The organism is Pseudomonas sp. 9.3L (assembly GCF_058536285.1).
The window spans coordinates 3,093,631-3,115,982 of record NZ_JBZUBK010000001.1; the positions used below are offsets into that span (position 1 = coordinate 3,093,631).

The following is a 22,352-nucleotide window of genomic DNA, read 5'->3' on the forward strand; positions in this document are numbered from 1 at the left end:
GCAGCAACCCAGGGCATATGGTCAAGGGCCTTTGGCATCACCGCCAGTTAATCTCTCAAATGACGCGTCGTGAGGTGATAGGCCGCTATCGAGGCTCGGTCATGGGTTTGGCATGGTCGTTCTTCAATCCGGTGCTAATGCTCTTGGTTTACACCTTCGTATTCTCAGAAGTGTTCAAGTCGCGTTGGGCAGGCCAAGAGGGCAAAGGCGATTTCGCAATACTACTTTTTGTCGGGATGATCGTTCATGGCTTGTTCGCGGAATGTGCAAACCGTGCGCCTTCGTTGATTCTCAGCAATGCCAACTACGTTAAGAAAGTATTATTCCCACTGGAAATCCTGCCCTTGATAAGCCTGGGAGCGGCGCTGTTCCATAGTTGTATCAGTGTGGTTGTGCTGTTGGCTGCTCAACAGCTTCTCGCCGGCTCTACGCCTGTGACCGCCCTATATTTCCCGCTTATATTACTGCCGCTTTGTCTCGGTACGTTGGGGCTAAGCTGGCTGCTGGCAGCATTAGGCGTCTTTATCAGAGACGTCGGTCAAATCATCAGTGTATTGACGACGGTGCTGCTTTTCTTATCTCCGGTACTTTATCCGGTATCTGCATTGCCCGAGGCTTATCGGCCCTGGCTGCGGCTTAACCCCCTTACCTACATCATTGAAGACAGCCGTAATGTGCTTATATTCGGGCAGCAGCCAGATTGGGACGCATTCGGGCTTGCTATGGCGGGAAGTGTACTGATGGCTGTCGTTGGTTTCTGGCTATTCCAAAAAACGCGCAGGGGATTCGCTGATGTCCTCTGACGCCTACGCGATTCGAGTAGAGGATGTATCTAAATGCTTCCATACTTATGATAAGCCCGCTGACCGCCTCAGACAGGCACTAGTTCCCCGCTTGCAGCGCTGGGTGGGTGAGCCGCCTAAGTCATACGGGAAAGAGTTTTGGGCATTACGCAATGTCAGCTTCGAGGTAAAACGCGGCGAGACGGTAGGCATCGTAGGGCGTAACGGCTCTGGTAAGTCGACGCTGCTGCAGATTATCTGCGGCACCCTGAACCCTACCAGCGGAGCGGTGCACACTTACGGTAGGATTGCAGCCCTTCTAGAGCTAGGCTCTGGCTTCAATCCCGAGTTCACAGGCCGTGAGAATGTGTTTCTCAACGGGGCTTTGCTGGGGCTCAGCAAGGAGGAAGTAGAGGCTCGCTTCGATGCCATTGCCTCATTTGCAGACATTGGTGAGTTCATTGAACAACCGGTGAAGCATTACTCAAGCGGTATGGCCGTGCGTCTCGCTTTTGCTGTGCAAGCACAGGTAGATCCAGACATTCTGGTCGTGGATGAAGCCCTGTCTGTGGGTGACGCGCGGTTCCAGGCAAAATGCTTCGAGCGGCTGCGCCAGCTTAAGGAAAACGGTACGAGCATTTTACTGGTGACCCATGCTAGCGAGCAGGTGGTTACCCACTGCAACAGAGCAGTATTGCTTGACCAAAGCCGCGTAGAGATGGTCGGAGAGCCCCGCCCCGTAATCAATCGTTACCTGGACTTGCTCTTTGGGCGAGAGAAAAGCCCAGCAGCGCCCACCCAGAGCCCTGTTGAGGCCATTGGGGTGGTAAGGGCAGCTTCTGAGGGGCAGCCGGAGTTGATCCTTGATCGAGACAACTTTAATTGCAGGCCCGGCTACAACCCCAATGAATATCGCTGGGGCGACGGTGCTGCAGGCTTCGTTGACTATCACGTTCAAGGAGAGCACGAAGCATTCCCCGCCCTGTTGAACTCCGGTGAACGCGTTACTCTTTGGCTCGCTGTACGTTTTTACCAGCCCGTCATTCATCCCATTCTTGGCGTAACCCTCAAAACCAAGGAAGGCGTCAGTGTCTATGGCACCAATACCTTCCTACAAGGCTGTAATGAAATGGCCGATCTTGGCTCGCCTGGTAGCTGCCTACGGTTCAAGATCGAATTCAATGCCCGATTGGCCAGTGGGGATTATTTCCTGTCTATCGGCTTAGCCTCGCGCAATGGCGAAGAAATCATTCCTCACGATCGTCGATATGATGTATTGCATCTGACCGTCGCGCCAACCCTTCATATGCTTGGCCTGATAGATCTAGGTGCGAGCATCGACGTAGAGCCGGTGATATAAAATGTTGGAACGAAACACACGATACTCACTGGATGAACAAACAGGCGTATGGTCCAGCGTAGGGTATGGCAGCATCGCTTACAGTGATGGCGACCATAGCGAGAACCGACTTGCACACATTATAGCCGAAGCTCGGGATTTATCCGTTCTATCCACGGAGTGGGCCCCCCATACAACAGATTGGGCCACTTTGTACCACCTTAGTGGTGCCCGCGCGAACATTTTGCGGCCTTTCGCTAATGAGTTACGTGGCAATGTGCTAGAAATCGGCGCGGGCTGTGGCGCGATCAGCCGTTTTCTTGGCGAAAACGGCGGGCAGGTCACAAGCCTTGAAGGTAGCATGCGCCGTGCTCGGATAGCCGCCAGCCGTACCCGCGACCTTCCCAATGTACAGGTGCTCGCCGAACGCTTCGATGACTTTTCCACTCAAGAGCGTTTCGATGCTATTACCCTTATCGGCGTGCTTGAATACGCCAGCATGTTCAGTGACCGTCCAGAGCCTGCTGTACGCATGCTCCAACGCGCATTCGAGTTGCTGAAACCGGGTGGTCGCTTGATAATCGCCATTGAAAACCAGCTAGGGCTCAAGTATTTCGCAGGCGCACCCGAGGACCACCTAGGCGTCACGATGTACGGCATCGAGGGGCGATATGAGAAAGGCCAGCCTCAAACCTATGGCCGTGCGGCACTTACCGACTTGCTGAACCAGGCAGCTTTCGAGTGTATTGAGTACTTGGTACCAGCACCGGATTATAAGCTTCCTAATACACTGTTAACTCAAGCCGGGCTCGAAAACAAGGCATTCGACGCCAGTGCTTTAATATGGCAAAACACTCGAAAAGACCCCCAACTTCCAAAGGAAACCAACTTTGACCTACAGCGCGCCTGGCCTGTAGTTATAGAGAACGGTCTTGGCCTGGAGTTAGCTAACTCATTTCTGGTTTGTGCGGGTAAAGATACCGGCACAAGGGTCATCGGGAACGAATTACTAGCGCTTCATTACAGCACAGGAAGGCATGCGTCTTATTGCCGAGAGGCACGCTTTGTAAACAGTAACGACAATATAGAGGTTCGTTACACTTGCCTCGGCCCACACACAATGGATAACGCTAGCTTTACCTACAACAGCCTGCAGAAGGACACTTATCGAAGAGGTGAACTGCTGAGTGCCGAATTCATTGAAATTGCGAGCCAGCCTGATTGGACGCTAACGATGTTCGGTGACTTTACCGTCCGATACGTTAACCTTCTGGCAAAGCTTATCACTCGTGAAGGTACAGATATTTCGCTACAGGGCCCAACTACCCGGCTTCCGGGTCATTTCATTGATGCAGTGCCTAGTAACATCGTGATTGATTCAAGCGGCGAGCCACACCTCTTTGATATGGAGTGGAATAAAAAAAATGGTATCGAACTCGGTCACTTACTTACCCGCGCGATACTTCTCCTACTTGCGGGTTCATCGCCTGCCATCGCTAAGCGCAACCCTACACGTTTCGAGTTCATGGCCGCCTGTATGGCGCCTCTTGGATGGGTAGTCAGCAGGGAACTTATCGACCGTTATGTCCGTTGGGAAGCGGATATGCAACATATAGTTACCGGGCAGCCTGTTGACACCTTTGTCAACTGGAACCCCAACGCTCCGGTCAGCCCTGTTGAAAATACGATGCTCAGTGCATCAACCGGGATTGTTGCCAAGGTGTATATTCCTAACAGCGAAGGTGAACTGGACGAAATTCGAACGCTTTCCAAGCCTCTGGCTTTGGGTATAAATCACTTACGTTATGATCTCAAAAGCATTGGGGCCGGGGGCGTAACTCAGGTCCGCTTCGACCCCGTGGATGCGTTCTCTTTATTTCAAATACAGGAGCTGGCTTTCGAGATCGATGAAAGCCTATGCTGGAACTGGAAGGGTGACATTGAGCAATTCGCCAAACGTACAGCCATGCTACAAGTACCCGACCTAGGCGACTCAAATAGCTTCTTGGCGTTGGATTCAGACCCCTATTTTTACCTCAGCGTGCCTTCTGAAGCGGCTGTCGCTGACAACGTAACCCTGCTCGTTACGCTGAACCTAATCAATGAGGGCCGCAAAGGCCTCCCATACTCGCCCGCCCAAGACACTGCTACCCCCACGCTAAATAACGGAACTTCGGAAATGGACCCAAAACTGGACGCTGTGGAACGGACCCAGCACGATGACGAAGCGAGAGCCAGTGCGCTACTTGCTCTTGAACAGGCACTTAACTCGGCGAACCAACGCATCGCTGATCTCGAAGCCACGCTTCTAACGTCTCGAACATCCATCCAGCTCCCTGCGGAGGATAGCCTCGTAGGGAAAGATTCGTATGACAAGGAAATTCAGAGCCTTCAAGAGGCGCTAGTCCAGCAGCAGATTGCAAAGGATACTCACATCCATAATCTCAATTTGCACATTATCTCGATGTGCACCTCCAACAGTTGGAAGGCCACTGCCCCTCTAAGAAAGGCATCGATCTGGACAAGTCGCCTGCGCAAGGTTTCGCGCGCGTTACCTGCTATTATCCGGCGCGGAGGCGGGTGGCAAGCGACCGCGAAGAAAGCCGTCAATGTAGCGCGTACTCAGGGCATCGCCGGGTTGGTAGCCAGAGCCCGCTGGGTGGCTGGCGCTTCTGGGCACGAGTTCATAGGCCAGGAAACCAGGCCTGTGACAGATCGCCATGATTATTCACTGTGGGTCGAATACTACGACACCATGGACGATAACAAGCGGTGGGGCATAAAAGAAGCCATACGCGTTTTCACGCGTCGGCCAAAAATCTCCATAATCATGCCCGTGTACAACCCACCTATTGACCTGCTCCGTGAAGCAGTCGAGAGCATTTGTGGCCAGCTGTACAGCGAGTGGGAGCTGTGCATTGCTGATGATGCTTCGACCGATCCAGAAATCACTTCAACCTTGAAAGCGTTTGCAAAACGTGACAAACGTATCAAAGTCACCTTCCGTGCCGAGAACGGCCATATTTCCCGTGCAAGTAACAGCGCCCTTGAACTGGCCACGGGTGAATTCATTGCCCTGATGGACAATGATGACCTCATACCGGAACATGCCTTGTACTGGGTAGCGCGCAACATTCTGGAAAATCCGGATGCGCGCATGTTTTACTCGGATGAAGACAAAGTAGACAGCCATGGCAAGCGAACGTCGCCCTATTTTAAAAGCGGATGGAACGGGCACCTCTGCCGCTCTCAGAACATGGTCTGTCACTTGGGCGTATACCACACCGACCTGGTGCGATCATTGGGTGGCTTCCGGCCCGGATTTGAAGGCTCGCAGGATTATGACCTGGCGTTGCGTTGCGTTGACGCGCTCAAGGCCAGGCAAGTGGTGCATATACCTCGGGTGCTCTACCACTGGCGCATACACCAGGGCAGTACCGCACTAGCCGGTGCAGAAAAACCCTACGCGGCATTGGCCGGGGTCAAGGCACTCGAAGAGCACCTGGAGCGTAAGCACTGCAATGCTATGGTTGAACTGTTACCTACCGGCATGTACAGGGTGCACTACGAGTTACCCAGCCCACAGCCACTGGTAAGCTTGGTCATACCTACCCGTAACGCGGAAGGGTTGGTACGGCAATGCATTGACAGCATTGTGCAGCGCAGCACCTACCGCAATTACGAAATCATCCTGATTGATAACGGCTCTGATGATCCATCCGCATTGGCTTACTTTGAATCCTTGCAACAATCGGAACGTGCGCGCGTCATTCGTGACGACAGCCCCTTCAATTACTCTGCGCTTAATAACAGAGCGGTCCGTGAATCCGATGGCGAATTCGTTTGCCTTGTAAATAACGATATAGAGGTTATATCACCCAACTGGCTTGAAGAAATGGTTGGGCTGGCCGCTCTTCCGGAGGTGGGTGCCGTGGGGGCACGGTTATGGTACCCGGATGACCGCCTCCAACATGGAGGCGTTGTAGTGGGCGTGGGCGGTGTGGCGGGTCATTCACACAAATATCTTCCAAAAGGGGATCATGGCTATTTCTGCCGGGCCGAGCTCGTACAAGAATTCTCAGCGGTTACCGCTGCGTGCTTAGTCATTAAAAAAAGCATATTCCTGGCTGTCGACGGACTGGACGAGCAAAACCTCAAGGTTGCGTTCAATGATGTGGATTTCTGTTTGCGCGTGGGTGAAGCCGGTTACGTCAATGTTTGGACCCCTTATGCAGAACTTTATCATCATGAATCCGCCACTCGCGGCCATGAAGACACTCCAGAAAAGAAAGCACGGTTCTCCCAAGAAGTTCAGCATATGAAAGCTCGCTGGCCTAAGATTCAGGAAGATTATTGCTACAATCCAAATCTTACCCTAGATCACGAAGACTTCAGCTTGGCCTGGCCGCCACGAGTAAAAATATGAGCGTGCGTTCGATGGCTCTAGCTAATCGTTGGGTTTTGCTTGCAGCAGCAGGTTATTTCGTTCTGGTGCTCTGCTGGTCAGCCATCATTGCCTTCCATGGTGCGCCCGATGAGTCCACACATTTCTTTCTGCTGGACTACTTATACTCGACTGGACATCTGCCAAACGATACATCGTTAAGCTCGCCATTTAATGGTCGGCTCACGGGCCATACTTGGCAGCCAGGTGACTTCTGGTACCACGGCCTACCTTTCCCGCATGTGTTAGGTGCATTGTTAACCGCTCATCTGGGCTCAGTATTTCTGCCAGCTGAACTTACGTTTCTCGGTGGGCGGGCATTTAACTGGTTACTCGCGCCTGTTTTCCTGCTAGCAATTTATAAAATCTGCTCTTCAGTCTTAGAAAGCAGGCGTATTGCACTGGCGGTAACCATTGGAATATGCTTAATCCCCCAAGTAACCTTCATTTTTTCCTACTTTAACAGTGATGCCTATGGCTTAACGATGGTTGCGCTTAGCCTAGCCGTATGCTTGCGTTTTCTAGCAACGCCCACGCTTAAAATAAGTATGCAGCTAGGCGCAGCTTTAGGCCTTTTACTATTGGCAAAGCTGTACTTCCTGCCCGCTATCGTCTTTGTTTTGGTAAGGCTTATTGCAGACGCCTTCTATGGCCAGAAATTTTCACCCAGAAAGCTTATCGTAGTATTCGGAACTGCAGCGCTAGTGGCACTTCCCTTGCTGCTTATAACCTGGATGAAATGGGGCGAAATCAGTGGAGTGTCTGGGCAGGCCGCATTTGTGCAGCTGCATAAAAACGATGTTGGTTCTCTTGCTGGCACATGTTATATCGCCTGTGCCGATACTCTTGTCCAATTAGACACCCTAATGCCTTGGTTGAACCTCAGCCTAAAAAGCTATTTTTCTGTAACAGGATGGATGAATGTTTTCATTCCTGACGGCTACTACTGGTTCGCTGGGCTGCTGTATTGTTGCGTCATAATCTGCGCAGCCTTAGTAAATCTTAGCGCTGCACGGGCTTTGGATCGAAAGTCGTTTTTTCTGCGGCATGCCCTTCCGACCATAATGGCGCTCGGCTTATTTCCCGCCATGATACTTTTCAGCATCCTCGGTTCCCAGATGAGCATGCCCCAACCCCAAGGACGTTATCTCTTTGTTACAATACCGTTTTTGGCGTTGCTTGCAGCCTACGCCTATAGCGGCTTGCCATATATGTCACCAGTTCACAACACTGGACGGCAAAGTCGATTGTCAATCTGCATAATTTTACTGGCCCCTGTGTTTATGCTATTTGCAAATGCCTCTGCATGGGCGCGAACACTAGGCGCGAGCAATTTGCCGAAATCGATTCCTCTTACGCTTGTTCTAGATAATGCATTGCACCATAGGCTGAGCGGCGATTATACATCGCCCCTTACCCAAGCCTTACAACAACCGGCTAGGATTACCAAGGATGCCCAGGGCTTCCAACTAAGGCTAGCATCAGACACGGCCGCCTTGGGTAATATCGATGAACTGACGCCAAACGCGAATCGATTACTTGTTCGTGGGTGGGCATACGTTCCTGGTAAGAACGCCTTGGCGATCTTAGCGCTGTCCCCTGAGGGGCACGTTTATTCTGGTGTTATCGGCGGGTTACGTGCTGATGTCTCAACCGCATTGAACGCCCCTGAGGCAGAGCACTCTGGCTTCACTATCGAGCTGCCCTCGACAGATCAAGATCAGGCCTGCAATACTACATTTTTCGTCATCACCCTAGACCTGAGCGTTTCGAGAGTACCCTCGACCTGCGCCGCAAAGTCAATGGATATGGATAACCTATGAGTACCTCTTTAGTCCCGTTGTTTTCAGCTATCAAAGCCAACGCGAACTTGAACCTAACGGCAGCCGTCACGGCCGTGATCGATAGCCATTGGTACGTCCTCGGCGCTAAGGTGAAGGAATTTGAATCATCATTCGCTATCTATGTTGGTGCTGCGGAATGTATTTCCGTAGCCAATGGCTCAGATGCATTGGAGCTCGCGTTAAAAGGCGTAGGGGTCGAGAGAGGCGATCATGTTATCGCTGTCGCCAACGCCGGTTTTTACAGTAGTACGGCGATTCATGCAGTTGGCGCCGTGCCGTTGTATGGAGACATTGATCCAGAGGCATTAACGCTGTGCCCAGCCTCGCTTGAGTCGCTTATAAAAGAAAAACCAAAAGCAATCATTGTTACTCATCTCTATGGCCTAATGGCCGATATGCCTGCCATCATGGCCATTGCTCAGGCTGCAGGAATCCCGGTTATAGAAGATTGTGCTCAATCACATGGCGCACGGCGTGACGGTAAAGCTGCTGGGGCGACGGGGGCTGTTTCCTGTTTCAGTTTCTATCCGACCAAGAACCTCGGTGCATTGGGCGACGGTGGTGCGGTTGTTACCTCTGATCCCGCCATTGCAGGGCGTATCCGCCAGCTACGGCAGTATGGCTGGTCGTCAAAATACACCGTCGCGGTGCCAGGTGGCAGGAATAGCAGGCTGGATGAAATGCAGGCAGCAATACTCTCGGTCAAGCTGCCGCATCTGAACGCTTGGAACGAAGAGCGCCGGAGCATTGCCCTTCGCTATAGTGAAGCCTTTGGTGATTTGCCAATTAAGCTTCCTGCTTCGTTAGGTGAGGATTACGTGGCTCACCTTTACGTGATTCGTACGCCACGCCGTAGCGAATTGGCTGAGTTCCTGAAAACGCAGGATGTTGCCAGCGATATTCACTATCCCTTGCCAGACCATAAGCAGCCAGCTTATCCAAGCGCACGGCAGTTTGACCTCCAACACACTGAACAAGCCTGCCAAGAAGTATTATCCCTACCCTGTTTCCCTGGGCTTGCCGAGGACGAGGTAGATCGAGTCATAGCCGCTGTCCTTGCCTTCTTCCAAAAAGGATAAACACGTGCTGACACTCGTCATTCCAGTCTACAAGAACGAAAGTTCTATCCCGGCGCTACTCGACGCCGTTTCTGGCATGAATAACCAGCTAAACGGTGATCTTGAAGTTGTATTCGTCGTGGACGGTAGCCCTGATCGGTGCTATGAATTGCTAGCGGCCACGCTTCCTAACCAGCCGTGGCGATCGAAACTTATTCTGCTATCCCGTAATTTTGGCTCTTTCATGGCCATTAGGACTGGCCTGCAACAGGGAACAGGGACACGATTTGCTGTCATGGCCGCCGATCTGCAAGAGCCTCCAGAACTGGTTATCGAAATGAATCGGATTCTGCTCAGCGAGCCTGTGGACGTTGTCGTGGGTGCGCGTGAGAGCCGTGAGGATCCTTTATTTTCTCGAATGGCCTCGGGTGCCTTTTGGGGCTTTTACAGGCGCTATGTGGTGCCTGAGATCCCCCCTGGTGGTGTAGATATGTTTGGTTGCAACCAGGCATTCAGGGACACACTACTCACCTTGGATGAGCGTCACAGCTCCCTAATTGCACAGATTTTTTGGCTTGGTTACAGGCGAAAATGCATCACCTATTCAAGGCGTGAAAGAGAGCATGGAAAATCCGCGTGGACGTTTAAGAAAAAGCTGACGTACCTGATGGATAGCATTTTCTCATTCACAGACCTTCCTATTCGTCTTCTTACACGAGTAGGCGCAGTAGGGGCCACGCTTGCCGCGTTGTTGGGTATCATTGTAGTTATCGCCAAGCTGCACGGCGCTATTGATGTACCTGGCTATGCCATGATCATGTTGGCAATCACCTTCCTAGGCTGCGCCAATCTGATGGGCTTGGGTATTGTTGGTTCCTACGCATGGCGTACTTATGAGAACACCAAGCAAAGGCCACTGGCGATTCCAATGCGTATGCATGCTTACGAGGGAAAATCGTGACAATCCCAAAGAAAGATTATTTTGTACATAGCCACGCTCTATGTGAGAGCGAGTCCATTGGCAAGGGTACGCGCGTATGGGCGTTTGCACACATTCTGCCAAAAGCGCAGATTGGTGAAGACTGTAATATCTGTGATCAAGTGTTCATCGAGAACGACGTAGTGCTTGGTAATCGGGTAACTGTTAAATGTGGCGTTCAAATCTGGGACGGTATCGAAATCGAAGATGATGTGTTCATCGGCCCCAACGCTACATTCACAAATGATCGCTTCCCGCGAAGTAAAGTTTACCCAGAGGCCTTTTCTCGTACTGTCATTCGCCAAGGTGCATCTCTTGGCGCTAACTGCACCATCCTGCCCGGGATAACCGTTGAACGTAACGCAATGATTGGGGCAGGAGCAGTCGTTACACGTTCCGTACCGCCTAATGCCATCGTGGTAGGCAACCCTGCCAAAATCATTGGTTATGTAAATGCCAAGGCTGAAACTTTGAGCCAACCGATGGTCTCTGGTTCGGAAGATAGCTCCTCCGGGGTGAGTAAGGTAAATGGAGTTCGTCTCCATACCCTTCCGCAGGTTACCGATATGCGCGGCAACCTCTCGGTTGGTGAATTCGAGCGGCAGATTCCTTTTAAAGTACAACGTTATTTTCTCGTTTATGATGTCCCTACTGCTGAAACACGAGGCGAGCACGCGCATCGTGAGTGCCATCAGTTTCTACTGGCTATCAAGGGCACGGTGCATGTAGTTGCAGATGATGGCGGCAATCGGGAGGAGTTCGTGCTGGACAAGCCCAATATTGGCCTACATTTGCCTCCCATGACTTGGGGCATCCAGTACCGCTACTCCAATGACGCAGTGCTTTTGGTTTTCGCCTCGCATTATTACGATGCAGGTGATTACATACGAAACTATGATGACTTTATAAAGCTGAAAGCTCAATAAATGGTTAAGCGTGCGTTTCAAAGAATCAGCCATTTTAGCTTTGCTAGGTTCCTGGTATCGGGCGGTTTCAATACCGCCATTACTTATCTTGTGTATCTCTTGGCTTTGCAATGGATGGACTATACTTGGAGCTATAGCATCGCTTATGCGCTAGGTATAGTACTGGCCTTTATTCTTAATAAGGCTTACGTTTTTAAAAGCGATCGAGGCTGGCGATCCTTGGTAGCCTTCCCGTTTATCTACTTGACTCAATACTTAATTAGCATGGTCGTATTGAACATCTGGGTTACGCAGTTAGGTTGGCAGGCTGAACTCGCTCCTCTTATAGCGATCGTGATCTCCTTACCTATTACTTTTTTGCTATCAAGATTGGTATTTGGAACTCAAAAGGCTCGCTGACCTCCCCTAAAGCAAACCGCTAGAGCGACAAGAGGCACATAACTCACTAATAGGCTGCTTATATTACTTATATAAGTAGCGTAATTTAAGATACTTATTGGCAACAACCATCCTATATTGAGAATTGCAACCGTCGCAGTCACTCTCCCATGGCTCCGGTACCGCTGGGCTGCATGCTGATAGGCATGGCTACGATGTGCCTCATATACCTTTTCTCCACGTTTCAATCGGACGATCAATGTCCACGTAGCATCTACTATAAACACTCCCATCAAGATCAACCCCGGCCAAAACAGCGCTGGGGTGGCCGCTGCCATTTTTAGCCACAGCAGCCCTATCACCACCCCTAAAAACCCGCTCCCTGCATCGCCCATAAAGATCTTCGCGGGCGGCAGATTCCAGCACAAGAACCCGGCCGATGCAGCTGCCAGCAGCAATGCCAACACCACATCTTCCAGATTCCCATACCAATAGCTTAGTAATGCCAACCCCAGGGAGACAGTAACCGCCTGCACACCAGCAATACCGTCGATCCCGTCCATGAAATTATAGAGGTTAAGTAGCCATACCAGGCCCACTACCAGCGGAATCACAAGCCATGTTCCGCTCAAGGTAATGTCCTGTGTCAGCGGCACAGAGGGAACCACTGGCAGCAATGCTATGCCGATCAAAGCCGCTGCAAAGTGGCCTAGCAAACGCCACCTTGCAGCAATATGGCCATGGTCGTCTGCAAACCCGATACCCGCGACAACGAGCCCAGGCACGGCTAATACAATTGCATCAGGCCAGGCCAGCAATCCAAAAAATACCCCAGCCGGTAGGCTCAGTAAAAATGCAATGACGATGCCCACTCCGCCGCCTCGAGGCGTTGGTACCGTATGCGAACTGCGTGCGGTAGGCACATCCAGTAGTTGGCGATGCAGCGCGTATTTGCGCACGATGCCTGTCATCAAGATAGCCGCCAGGAACACAACCATGCCGATAATCACGATCACGATCGTTCCTTATAGGCCTGTGCGGTCAGCCGCAGCCCTTCTTCAAGACGTAAAGGTGGTTGCCAGCCCAGCCGGGTAGACGTCTGAGCCAGGTCAACTTCCAGGGGGTCGCACAGCCGGCTAACAACCCCAGCTTTGCCCAGGGCACTGCCGAACTTGCGTAACAAAGCGGCTGGCACAGGAATCAGGCGCGGCGGCTGGCCCAAGGCGCCTGCCAACAGGACCATCAGTTCAGTGGTTGAAGGCTGTTCCTGGTCACGGGCCAGATACACCCCGGCAGCATCCGGTGCATCGATGCAGTGCACCACAAGGCTTGCCAGGTTCTGCACACTGATCATGCTGCGTCGGTTATGCAAGGCACCGCAGGGCAATGGCAGCCCACGGTGCAACGCAGCCATCAGTGATTTAAAGTTCGCTTTTACTCCTGGCCCATACACCAAGGGTGGGCGGATGATCACGATTTCCATGGTGCACCTACCGCCAAGCTCGGTAAGCGCTTGCTCCGCCTCGTATTTGGATTGCGAATAAGGGTCTTGCGGTGCTGGCGCATCTAGGGCGGTGAAAGGCCCCCGCCCAAGGGTCGTCTCTCCGTTCACCTTGATGGTGCTGATAAAGATAAACCGCTTTACCCCACAGCTCGCGGCATAGGCCGCCAATTGGGCAGTGGCCGCCGTGTTGGCGGCACGGTACGCATGAAGCGGGGATTGGGAGGTGTCATCCATCACGTGTACACGGGCCGCACAATGAATCACCACGTTTACGCCACTAAGGTCAGGCAGTACAGAATCCAGCGATTCATAACGCACCGCTGTCCCCGGCCCCTTCCAGCGCTCGGGTGCCCGTACTGCGGCAATAGGCTCACCTTTGCCGGAGGCAGTAATTGTCGCCATTACGGCAGACCCTACGAAGCCCGTAGCTCCAGTGACACACACTATTCTCTGGCTCATGGCGTTTCCCCGCATACCGCCTGGATCAGGCAAAGCCCAGTGAAGTAAACGCGGTCACGCTTACGGCGCCTGCACTTAGAAGCATGCGCTGCCATCCACACCAAACCGCAGCGCCCATTACTGAGCTGCGTGGACAATCGCTCCGGGCAACCTACCAGCGTCGCTATCAGCCGAATCTGCCCGAACCACCAGCCTTGCCTGATGCGCCGGTAGCGTGAGAGTAAAGACGCCCTTCCCACGTTAGCCCCGACAGCGTTACCCCCATGCTGCCGATAGCGCAAGCCGGGCATTGCATCGATACACCATCTGTACCCATTGGAGCGAGCCCAGGCGTACAGGTACCAATCGTGCAACGTCACCTCCGCCAAGGCTTGAGCCTGGTCTTGGACGTTTTCCTGAATTCGGTGCGCCAGCTCGGCGGTAAATACGTAGGTGCAGCCAGGCCCTGCTGCTTCGAAATAGTGGTCATACGGCACTTGCGGCTGAGCTTTATCTAAAAGGCATTCACGACCGTCTGGCCAGAAGGCAATCACGTTGGAGGAGTAAGCATCGACGCGTTGTGCGGCAAGCTGCTGCGCGGCCCTTTCCAACTTGTGTGGTAGCCAGCGATCGTCTTGATCGCTGAGCGCGACCAGTTCGAAGCCCGCTAAAGGGGCTTCGGCCAGCAATCGGAAGAAGTTCGCCGCCGCACCCCCGAAGCATTGCCCATATGGCAGCACATGAATGCGTAAGTCGTCAGCGGCCCGGCGCTGGCAGCGCTCTAGCGTGTCGTCGGCGCTTAGGTCTACGCTGACGAACAGTTCTACCCCTACCCCGACCTGCGCCAGGATGGTATCAATCTGTTCGTCGAGCCACTGGCTACCGTTGTAAGCCGCCAATAACACTGCCACACGTTTAGTGCGCATTTACCTGCTTAACGCTTGCGGCTTGCCTATGCTTCATTTCTGATCCTTTCATCGTGTCTGCTAGTCGCTAAGTAGGGTTTCGTTAGAAGGCCTCTACGTACAAGTGACGAGAGGCTTCGCGAGCTTTGCTCGCTCCTACAGTCATAACTCATCTGGGCTATTAGCCAATTTTTTCGTCGGCGATCTTGAGCAGGTATTGACCGTACCCCGTTTTTGCCAGGCGCTGGCCCTGTTCACGAAGCTTGTTCTGGCAGATCCAGCCCGCGTGGTAGGCGATTTCCTCCAGACATGCCACCTTCAGACCCTGACGGTGCTCAATGGTGTGTACAAAATGGCTGGCCTCAAGCAGGGACTCATGAGTGCCGGTATCGAGCCAGGCGAAGCCACGGCCCAATAACTCAACATTCAACGCGCCCTTTTCAAGGTACACGCGGTTGAGGTCGGTGATTTCCAGCTCGCCACGGTGGGATGGCTTGATGCCCTTGGCAATCTCAACTACTTGGCTGTCGTAGAAATACAGGCCCGTCACGGCGTAGTTGGACTTGGGCTTGGCAGGTTTTTCCTCAATGCTCAAGGCACGCCCTGCGCTGTCGAACTCCACCACGCCAAACCGCTCTGGATCTGCCACATGGTAGCCAAACACCGTAGCACCCTGTTGCTGGCTATTCGCTGCGTGCAAATTGTCGGAGAAATGTTGGCCATAGAAAATATTGTCGCCCAAGATCAGGCAACTTGGTGCACCCGCCAGGAACTCCTCACCGATGATGAACGCCTGGGCCAGGCCGTCTGGGCTAGGCTGCACCGCATACTCCAGGCGAATGCCCAACTGGCTGCCATCCCCTAACAACTTACGGAACGAAGGCAGGTCATCGGGCGTAGAGATGATCAGGATTTCCTTCATGCCGGCCAGCATCAGCACGCTCAGCGGGTAATAGATCATTGGCTTGTCGTACACCGGCAGCATCTGCTTTGAGGTACCGAGCGTCAGTGGGTGCAGCCGAGTGCCAGAGCCACCAGCCAAGATGATGCCTTTACGCGCTAAGGTCATACTTCGAGTTTCCTTGTTCCAGGCTTTCACGTTATGCATGCAAGCTTCCATTAATGCCCTGACGATGCCCAGCGCCCTATAGCGCGCTGCGATCAGTCGCCTGGTGTTATTTGATTCACTGCAACCGGTTGGCGGAAACAGCCCGTGACGATACCAAACATTGACGTCAGCTTGCCGCAGTCGTCACTTGTTTTTTCCTGAACACTGAAAGCCCATACACAAGCGCCATCGGGAGCCATATCAATAGCCAATGCTCTTTTGGACGGGATAGAAAGGCCGCTCCTTCGGTTAGCCCGGCGCCCATGCCAAACACGAGCCAGGTGCCTGCTGCAGTAAACGACGGCACGTTTCGGTTCTGCCAGCAGTAGGCAAAGGCTACGGCATACAACGCGCACCAGAGCGCCAGCCCTACCACACCGCCCTCATAGAGCACGGCCAGCTCGATGTTATGCGGGTCGGCCAGTGCCTCAGGGAGGCCCGCGATCTGAATCACGAACCCGGCATCGTAGCCGTGCCCCAGCCAAGGGTCGGCCGCTATCATGCCCAGTACCTTTTCCCAGATTTCTGGCCGGTAAGATACGCCACGCTGCATCACGGCATCGGGATAGGCGAACACAAGGGCCACGGCAATGACGACAATGGCCCCCGCGCCGATCAAGCCCCGTTTAGGGTTACCGCCTATCAGCAGCCAGCCGAATGCGAGCAATAGCCCTACCAGCGGGGTACGAGACCCGGTTGCGATAATCGCAACGAGCAGGATAGCCAGGCACGCCAATGGCAACGCAAGCTTACCCACAGGTGCACGAAAGGCGGTGGCTAGCCAATAGGCTGCGAACGCCCCTAGCACATGAGAAGTGAGAAGAGGGTTATACAACGCGCCCATGCCACTCAAGCGACCTTCACCGTTAGGAAGCTCTACCAGCACATAGTGCGCGAGTAACATCACAGCACCCGCAGTGGCAACCACGGCCGACGCCTGCGTAGCGGCCATCAGGCGGTTGTAACACTGCGTGGCCATCAGGCCAACCGCTAGCATCATTAACACGACGTACAGGGGGCGTTTAAGTAACGAGCCGGTGCCTTCTTCGGTGGGCGACCATACAAGCGTAAGCATCATATAGGCTGCAAAGCAGACGAAGACCCAAAACAAGGGTTGGCGAATGAGCGGCTTGAGCGAAGAAGGATGTATCAACACCGCCAGCGCGGTGGGAAAGGCAATTAGCGCGTAATACAGCTTGTGGTAAAGCGACCGGTCACCAATCCAGAACATGCCCGTAAGCATAGCGACCCAGCCTATCGGTAGAATGTACTGCACTAACCAATCTGCGGAGCGGGTGCGGAGTGCGTTTCCGGGTAAATAGACAGCCTTCAAATGTGCTTGCTCCCGTGTCGCTTAGTACGCGGTCAGTGAATGTACAAGGATTCTAACAAGGGACCGCCTACAATAGGTGCATTGCTGCAGTGCAACCACAGTTTAGCCAGCCAATAGCACCTCTTGCCGGGGGTGTTGTGGTGAGGTGGCCAGATTACACCAAGGATTATGAAATGCGCCCCGAACACACCCCAGACCCTCGTCCCCTGGTCTCGGTCATCATCGCGTCCTACAACCACCTCCCTTACGTGGAGGCGAGCATTACCAGTGTGCTTGGCCAAACCTACGAACGCATCGAGCTGATCGTGGTAGACGACGGCTCTACCGATGGCAGCATCGAGCCGCTTCAGAGGTTGGCTGCTACCCACGGCTTTGACCTTAGGCTTCAAGCCAACATGGGCCTGTCCCGTACCCTGAATGCAGCTATCGCACGCGCTAAAGGGTCGCTGATCGTGCCCTTCGGGTCTGACGACATCATGTTCCCCCACAGGATCGCAACGCAGGTGGCATACCTTGAGGGTAAACCTGAGGTAGGGATTTGCTCGGCGAACATCGAACACATAGGGCCGGATGGGCAGGTGCTGCCAGCCAAGGAGCAGCGCAAGCGCAACCTACCGTTTCGCCGCCTGGATTTCGCTGACTTGTTTTTTGATCGCAAGCCAGGCCCCAATGCCGCGACCTTGATGTTGCGGCGAGAAGCGTTCGAGCAAGTAGGCGGGTTCGACCCGTCTATTCGGCTCGAAGACATTTACATTCAGTTGGCGATCGCCCGTGCCGGGTATTATGTGGATGTGTTGGGCGAGCCGCTGTCTCAGTACCGCAAGCACCCTACCAATACCTACAAGCAGCACAGGTTCATGTACCAGAGCATGCTCAGCACCTTCGCTGCGTTCAAGGAGCAGCCTGGCTACGACCACGTGGCCATGGCCTACCGCAACTCAATGTTCCTCAAAAGCGCCAACCGGGATAAACCGCTGGCGCGGGACATTCTGCGGGATATCCCCTTGCGGCACTGGAACCGTAAAACGGTCCGAGGCCTGGCTCGGCTGCTTTTTTCGCGCTGATAACGCGCTGCTTGGGCTGCATCAGGGGGCCTTACAGGGGTCAATAGCGCGTCAGTACCCGCAGCCCCTCTCCTAGCCGGGCTTTCAACGCGCGTGAGAGCGCGGCTTTTGCACGGGTTTCACCGTGAACCAAGCGCACTTCACCCGGCGGCTCGTGCATACCCTCTACAAAATTCAACAGCCCTTCCTGATCCGCGTGAGCGGAATAACCGTCCAGGGTGGACACACCTAAGCGAACTTCATAGCGCTTGCCGTCCAGATTGATGCAGGTGGGTTGTGACCTATGCTCGGCAGCCTGAAGGCGCGCCCCTGGGGTACCCTGCGCCTGGTAACCCGAAAACAACACATTATGGCGCGCGTCGCCCAGCATGGCCTTGAGGTAGTTAAGGATTCGTCCGGCCGAACACATGCCGTTACCCGCGATCACGATGGCCGGGCGGTGCGTACTGGCGAGCAGATTAAGGGCTCGCTGGTGTTGGGCGTGGCTGTCCAGGGTAATGAGTTGGGAAAAGGCCAAGGGCGACTGCCCTGCGCTCACACGGGCTTGTGCTTCGTCATTCCAGAACGGGTGCAACGTGCGATAGGCCTGTGTAATGCGGCTGGCCAAGGGTGAGTCCAGGATGATTGGCACGCGGGGCCAGTCAACAAGGTCGATGTTCAGGCGCGAACGCTGGGGCTCATCCAGGGCGTTCGTACGCAGTATCGTTTCTATATCGGACAAAAGCTCTTGAGCCCTGCCCAGGCTAAACGAGGGAATCAGTACAGTGCCTTGGTCTGCCAGCGCTTTCTCAATCAAGTGTTGCAGCCTGGCGATACGCCCTTCAGAGGTGTCGTGGAGACGGCCTCCGTGGAGACGGCCTCCGTAGGTGCTTTCCAGCACCAGCACGTCTGCCCGCTCCGGTGGCTGTGGGTTACGCAGCAATGCAGAGCGGCCGCTGCCTAGGTCGCCCGAGAACACTACCCGTTTACTGCGAAGGGGGTCGGGCTGCGGGAGGTCTACTTCGACATAGGCAGAGCCCAACACATGGCCAGCACGGCGTAGGCGTATGCGGCACGCTGTGTGCCCTGCGTGCTTAATGGGGTGCCAGGCGTCATAGGGTATTGCTACCACGCGGCTGCCGACGCTCTGCAGGTAGCGCGCTACCTTGTCCCGGTCTCGGCTAAGCATCAGTTTGAAGGCGTCTTCCAGCATCAACGGCAACAATGCAGCCGAAGGCTCGCTACACAGGATAGGGCCGTCAAAGCCGGCTGCGAGCAGCCACGGGATGCGGCCTACATGGTCTAGGTGAACATGGGTCACGATCAGCGCTGCAACGTCTTGCAGCGAGAACTCAATGGCGTGCCGCGCTTCTCGGCCTGCTTCAGTGCCCTGAAACAGCCCACAGTCGATCAATAAGCTGGTGCTTGGGCTTACGTGAAGCTGATGACACGAACCGGTCACACCTTGGTGGGCACCATGGTGGCTTATGGCAGGATACTGCACGGGCTCGTTTCCTTATGAGCGAAGAGGTACGGAATTAAGCCGTGTCTGCCGTGCCCTGGCCTATAGGCGCCGTCCTAAATGCAGGACGCGTTTGAGGTCAGTCAAACTCCGCTACGTTTTTGCTGGCAATTACGGTAGCGTTGCGTAAGGTTTCCGGAAGTAGAAACCATTAGGCTGGGCGTTAAGCGCATACGCTTAATACGATGAAGCCGGGCAACGTACCTGGAGCAACCATAGGGAAGGGCATGAGAGGTCTGCTATTAACACTGGTGATTGTGAGCCTCTATGGCTGCGCGGGGCACGATGAATCCTACGTAAAGCAGGGCAAGCGAGGGATTCACGTAAGCTGCTCTGGCCTTATGTCTTCATGGAACAAGTGTGAGAAGCGCGCCTTCAAGGCTTGTGGTGGGGACTTTAGGGTATTGGCACGGTCGGGTCAGGATGGCGAAGAAGCCACAGACCTGCCCTTTGGTATTAACCCTGCGGGCTTTACCAGCCGCAGCATGATCATCATGTGCAGGTAAGCCACAGGCCGTGCGGCTGAATTCACAGCCGCCTCCTGCATGACCTCAGCTGTTCGCGCTGCTCGCTTTCTGACGAATCGCGGCGCGGTGTAGCCGACGGCGCCCTCGCATGGCGATAAACCAACCAATCAGTGGCCCTATTGCCAACCCTATCAACAGTGCGAGCAGCACTACGACAGACACTGGCCATTGCGGCCCAGCGAAGCCCAGGAAACTCAAGGTCACCTTCTGCGGATTTTCGAGTACGAATAACAGGCAGATGGCTGCAACGATCAATACCACTACCACTTGAAACAAGCGCGTGAAGCTACGCACGGCATTCCTCCTCGACTCAGGCGCTGTCGCGCACGTCGTCTTCGTTCACACGATCCCGCAGTTCTTTGCCGGGCTTGAAGTGAGGCACAAACTTACCATCCAGTGTTACAGACTGGCCGGTCTTCGGATTGCGCCCTACCCGTGGTGAGCGGTAATGAAGTGAAAAGCTACCGAAGCCGCGGATCTCGATCCGGTCTCCTGTTGCCAATGACTGGGACATTTGCTCCAGCATGGTCTTGATTGCCAGCTCAACATCCTTGGGTGACAACAAGCCTTGATGCGTGACAATTCGTTCGATCAATTCGGACTTCGTCATACTTTTCCCTTCTTTATCAAGAAGCTAGGAAACCGCTCGAAGGTTGTAGCATGGTGCGCCGGATTTGAACAGCCCGCATCTTGACTTTCTAGAAATTCTAGCGGCTCTGGGATAATTTGAGATCTGAGGCATCAGTTGTTTGATACGGCAAGCGATGTTTCAGCAGAGCCTGGGTTCGCTAACTGGCGTTAGCGCCTGCTGCTGAAGGTTTTTCGAGACATAAGGGTGTAGAAGCAAACGAAGCCATGGGCATAGTTCGCGAACAGATTTTCCAAGCATTTCATGCCAAAAAAAAGGTTCTTCACGGAATCCTGGGAAATAGGCAAAAAAGAACGGCGATTTGACCGATGATGTTCGTGCGAGCAAACCCATCAACCAAACCGCCGTTCCAATGCCAGATATTAATACGATCCTGCCCTTTTGGGAGGGTTTTTCTGTGGTCAGCGCCTCACTCACTGGCGAGACCTTGCAGATTCAACTCACCCGGCTTCACGGTCAAACGCCCTCCTGCAGTGGCTGCCTCCAGCCATGCCCGACGATCCACGATCAGGTTGAGCGCTCTATTCGCGATCTCCCGATTCTCGGTCACCCGGTCGTTCTCATTACCCATTTCCGAAGGTTGCGCTGCCCCAACTGCGGCACACGAGCGGAGTCGGTAAGCTGGCTGGATCGCTATTCCAGACTGACCGTGAGGCTGTGTGACGCAGTGATTTATGCGTGTAAAACCATGGCAACACTGCATGTGGCTCAGCTTTTCGGTCTTCATTGGGAGACGGTCAGAGTGTTGGAGCGTCGCGCCCTTGAGCAAAAACTTGAGGCGCTGCCCGAGGTCGAGCCTCGCCGCCTGGTCATGGACGAGTTTGCCCTTTTCAAGGGCCACCGCTACGCCAGTGTGATCCTAGATGCAGATACACGCCGCGTTCTCTGGGTCGGCGAAGGGCGCAGTCGACTTGCTATCCGCTCATTCTTCGAAGAGCTTGGACCGCAGCGGTGCTTGCGTATCGAAGCAGTCGCCATGGACATGAATACGGCCTTTGATCTGGAGGTGAAATACCACTGCCGTAACGCCCGGGTGGTCTACGACCTGTTCCATGTCATCGCCAAGTTTGGGCGGGAAGTGATCGGCCGAGTGCGAGTGGATGAGGCGAATCGTCTGCGCCATGACAAGCCGCAGAGAAAAGTCATCAAACAGGCGCGCTGGCTGCTCCTGCGCAACCCAGAGAACATGAAAAACCACGAACAGCAGGTGCATCTGCAAGACTTGCTGGCCGCCAATCAGTCGCTGATGACCGTCTACGTGATGAAGGCTGAGCTTAAGGCGCTGTGGTCAATCGGCTCGGCTTGGGAGTGGCGCAAGGCCTGGAAACAATGGATGGCACATGCCAAACAGAGCGGTATCCCATCACTGATCTTGTTCGCCAAACGGCTGAGTGGCTACTGGCGAGGCATCTTGAGCAGAGTTCGCTGGCCTATGCACACCGGTCAACTGGAGGGTATGAACAACAAGATCAAGGTCATAAAACGTATGGCGTACGGCTACCGGGACAGCGCGTTCTTTTTCCTGAAGATCAAATGCGCTTTTCCCGGCAATCCGTGAAGAACCAAAAAAAAG

18 protein-coding genes are annotated in these 22,352 nt (G+C 53.9%); 10 read left to right on the plus strand and 8 right to left on the minus strand.

The window, feature by feature from the left end; translation table 11 throughout:
• Positions 1-17: 17 nt before the first annotated feature.
• The 8 genes from AC4LE2_RS14210 to AC4LE2_RS14245 are packed head-to-tail and all read left to right on the plus strand — an operon-like array spanning position 18 to position 11,771.
• Positions 18-803, plus strand: a complete 786-nt coding sequence (locus AC4LE2_RS14210; RefSeq protein WP_491828140.1) for an ABC transporter permease — start codon at positions 18-20, stop codon at positions 801-803.
• On the plus strand, positions 793-2,142 hold the full coding sequence (locus tag AC4LE2_RS14215; RefSeq protein WP_491826374.1) for an ABC transporter ATP-binding protein: 1,350 nt from the start codon (positions 793-795) through the stop codon (positions 2,140-2,142). The genes AC4LE2_RS14210 and AC4LE2_RS14215 overlap by 11 nt, the downstream gene beginning before the upstream one ends.
• 1 nt (position 2,143) lies before the next feature.
• The gene (locus AC4LE2_RS14220; protein WP_491826375.1) at positions 2,144-6,547 is read left to right on the plus strand and encodes a glycosyltransferase; all 4,404 of its coding nucleotides are present in this window, start codon (positions 2,144-2,146) and stop codon (positions 6,545-6,547) included.
• Positions 6,544-8,388, plus strand: coding sequence for a DUF2142 domain-containing protein (locus tag AC4LE2_RS14225; RefSeq protein ID WP_491826376.1), 1,845 nt, complete (start codon positions 6,544-6,546; stop codon positions 8,386-8,388). The genes AC4LE2_RS14220 and AC4LE2_RS14225 overlap by 4 nt, the downstream gene beginning before the upstream one ends.
• Positions 8,385-9,488 (plus strand): DegT/DnrJ/EryC1/StrS family aminotransferase, encoded by a 1,104-nt coding sequence (locus AC4LE2_RS14230; protein ID WP_491826377.1) that lies wholly within the window; start codon positions 8,385-8,387, stop codon positions 9,486-9,488. The genes AC4LE2_RS14225 and AC4LE2_RS14230 overlap by 4 nt, the downstream gene beginning before the upstream one ends.
• Before the next feature lie 4 nt (positions 9,489-9,492).
• Positions 9,493-10,428 (plus strand): glycosyltransferase family 2 protein, encoded by a 936-nt coding sequence (locus AC4LE2_RS14235; RefSeq protein ID WP_491826378.1) that lies wholly within the window; start codon positions 9,493-9,495, stop codon positions 10,426-10,428.
• Positions 10,425-11,372, plus strand: coding sequence for a WxcM-like domain-containing protein (locus AC4LE2_RS14240; protein ID WP_491826379.1), 948 nt, complete (start codon positions 10,425-10,427; stop codon positions 11,370-11,372). The genes AC4LE2_RS14235 and AC4LE2_RS14240 overlap by 4 nt, the downstream gene beginning before the upstream one ends.
• Entirely contained in the window at positions 11,373-11,771 is a 399-nt protein-coding gene (locus AC4LE2_RS14245; RefSeq protein ID WP_491826380.1) for a GtrA family protein, read from the plus strand.
• Here the strand turns inward: AC4LE2_RS14245 and AC4LE2_RS14250 are convergent.
• From AC4LE2_RS14250 to AC4LE2_RS14270, 5 genes are all read right to left on the minus strand, one after another.
• The gene (locus tag AC4LE2_RS14250; RefSeq protein ID WP_491826381.1) at positions 11,756-12,766 is read right to left on the minus strand and encodes an MraY family glycosyltransferase; all 1,011 of its coding nucleotides are present in this window, start codon (positions 12,764-12,766) and stop codon (positions 11,756-11,758) included. The genes AC4LE2_RS14245 and AC4LE2_RS14250 overlap by 16 nt on opposite strands.
• On the minus strand, positions 12,763-13,728 hold the full coding sequence (locus tag AC4LE2_RS14255; protein ID WP_491826382.1) for an NAD-dependent epimerase/dehydratase family protein: 966 nt from the start codon (positions 13,726-13,728) through the stop codon (positions 12,763-12,765). Before AC4LE2_RS14255 ends, AC4LE2_RS14250 begins: the two co-directional genes overlap by 4 nt.
• A complete protein-coding gene (locus tag AC4LE2_RS14260; protein WP_491826383.1) occupies positions 13,710-14,618 on the minus strand; it encodes a glycosyltransferase in 909 nt (302 codons plus the stop codon). Before AC4LE2_RS14260 ends, AC4LE2_RS14255 begins: the two co-directional genes overlap by 19 nt.
• A 160-nt stretch (positions 14,619-14,778) precedes the next feature.
• Complete coding sequence (rfbA, locus tag AC4LE2_RS14265) at positions 14,779-15,666, minus strand: glucose-1-phosphate thymidylyltransferase RfbA (protein WP_491826384.1); 888 nt, start codon at positions 15,664-15,666, stop codon at positions 14,779-14,781.
• 166 nt (positions 15,667-15,832) lie between these two features.
• A complete protein-coding gene (locus AC4LE2_RS14270) occupies positions 15,833-16,948 on the minus strand; it encodes an O-antigen ligase family protein (protein WP_491828141.1) in 1,116 nt (371 codons plus the stop codon).
• A gap of 263 nt (positions 16,949-17,211) precedes the next feature.
• On the opposite strand from AC4LE2_RS14270, the gene AC4LE2_RS14275 reads away from it, so the two are divergent.
• Positions 17,212-18,102, plus strand: coding sequence for a glycosyltransferase family 2 protein (locus AC4LE2_RS14275; RefSeq protein WP_491826385.1), 891 nt, complete (start codon positions 17,212-17,214; stop codon positions 18,100-18,102).
• 40 nt (positions 18,103-18,142) lie between these two features.
• Here the strand turns inward: AC4LE2_RS14275 and AC4LE2_RS14280 are convergent, their stop codons facing one another.
• From AC4LE2_RS14280 to ihfB, 3 genes are all read right to left on the minus strand, one after another.
• Positions 18,143-19,585 carry an MBL fold metallo-hydrolase RNA specificity domain-containing protein gene (locus AC4LE2_RS14280; RefSeq protein ID WP_491826386.1) on the minus strand — a complete coding sequence of 481 codons (1,443 nt, stop codon included), beginning with the start codon at positions 19,583-19,585 and terminating at the stop codon, positions 18,143-18,145.
• 569 nt (positions 19,586-20,154) lie between these two features.
• Positions 20,155-20,424 (minus strand): lipopolysaccharide assembly protein LapA domain-containing protein, encoded by a 270-nt coding sequence (locus tag AC4LE2_RS14285; protein ID WP_491826387.1) that lies wholly within the window; start codon positions 20,422-20,424, stop codon positions 20,155-20,157.
• Positions 20,425-20,440: 16 nt separating this feature from the next.
• Entirely contained in the window at positions 20,441-20,740 is a 300-nt protein-coding gene (ihfB, locus tag AC4LE2_RS14290) for an integration host factor subunit beta (RefSeq protein ID WP_491826388.1), read from the minus strand.
• Positions 20,741-21,131: 391 nt separating this feature from the next.
• Between ihfB and AC4LE2_RS14295 the strand changes: the two genes are divergently transcribed.
• Positions 21,132-22,337, plus strand: a complete 1,206-nt coding sequence (locus AC4LE2_RS14295) for an ISL3 family transposase (RefSeq protein WP_491828142.1) — start codon at positions 21,132-21,134, stop codon at positions 22,335-22,337.
• The last annotated feature ends 15 nt before the right edge of the window (positions 22,338-22,352 follow it).

Coding starts and splice junctions, on each gene's coding strand:
- ihfB (WP_491826388.1), bottom strand. CDS start 20,740: ATGACGAAGTCCGAATTGATCGAACGAATTGTCACGCATCAAGGCTTG.
- AC4LE2_RS14270 (WP_491828141.1), bottom strand. CDS start 16,948: ATGCTTACGGGCATGTTCTGGATTGGTGACCGGTCGCTTTACCACAAG.
- AC4LE2_RS14225 (WP_491826376.1), top strand. CDS start 6,544: ATGAGCGTGCGTTCGATGGCTCTAGCTAATCGTTGGGTTTTGCTTGCA.
- AC4LE2_RS14260 (WP_491826383.1), bottom strand. CDS start 14,618: ATGCGCACTAAACGTGTGGCAGTGTTATTGGCGGCTTACAACGGTAGC.
- AC4LE2_RS14210 (WP_491828140.1), top strand. CDS start 18: ATGGTCAAGGGCCTTTGGCATCACCGCCAGTTAATCTCTCAAATGACG.
- AC4LE2_RS14255 (WP_491826382.1), bottom strand. CDS start 13,728: ATGCGGGGAAACGCCATGAGCCAGAGAATAGTGTGTGTCACTGGAGCT.
- AC4LE2_RS14230 (WP_491826377.1), top strand. CDS start 8,385: ATGAGTACCTCTTTAGTCCCGTTGTTTTCAGCTATCAAAGCCAACGCG.
- AC4LE2_RS14295 (WP_491828142.1), top strand. CDS start 21,132: ATGCCAGATATTAATACGATCCTGCCCTTTTGGGAGGGTTTTTCTGTG.
- AC4LE2_RS14245 (WP_491826380.1), top strand. CDS start 11,373: ATGGTTAAGCGTGCGTTTCAAAGAATCAGCCATTTTAGCTTTGCTAGG.
- AC4LE2_RS14220 (WP_491826375.1), top strand. CDS start 2,144: ATGTTGGAACGAAACACACGATACTCACTGGATGAACAAACAGGCGTA.
- rfbA (WP_491826384.1), bottom strand. CDS start 15,666: ATGACCTTAGCGCGTAAAGGCATCATCTTGGCTGGTGGCTCTGGCACT.
- AC4LE2_RS14215 (WP_491826374.1), top strand. CDS start 793: ATGTCCTCTGACGCCTACGCGATTCGAGTAGAGGATGTATCTAAATGC.
- AC4LE2_RS14275 (WP_491826385.1), top strand. CDS start 17,212: ATGCGCCCCGAACACACCCCAGACCCTCGTCCCCTGGTCTCGGTCATC.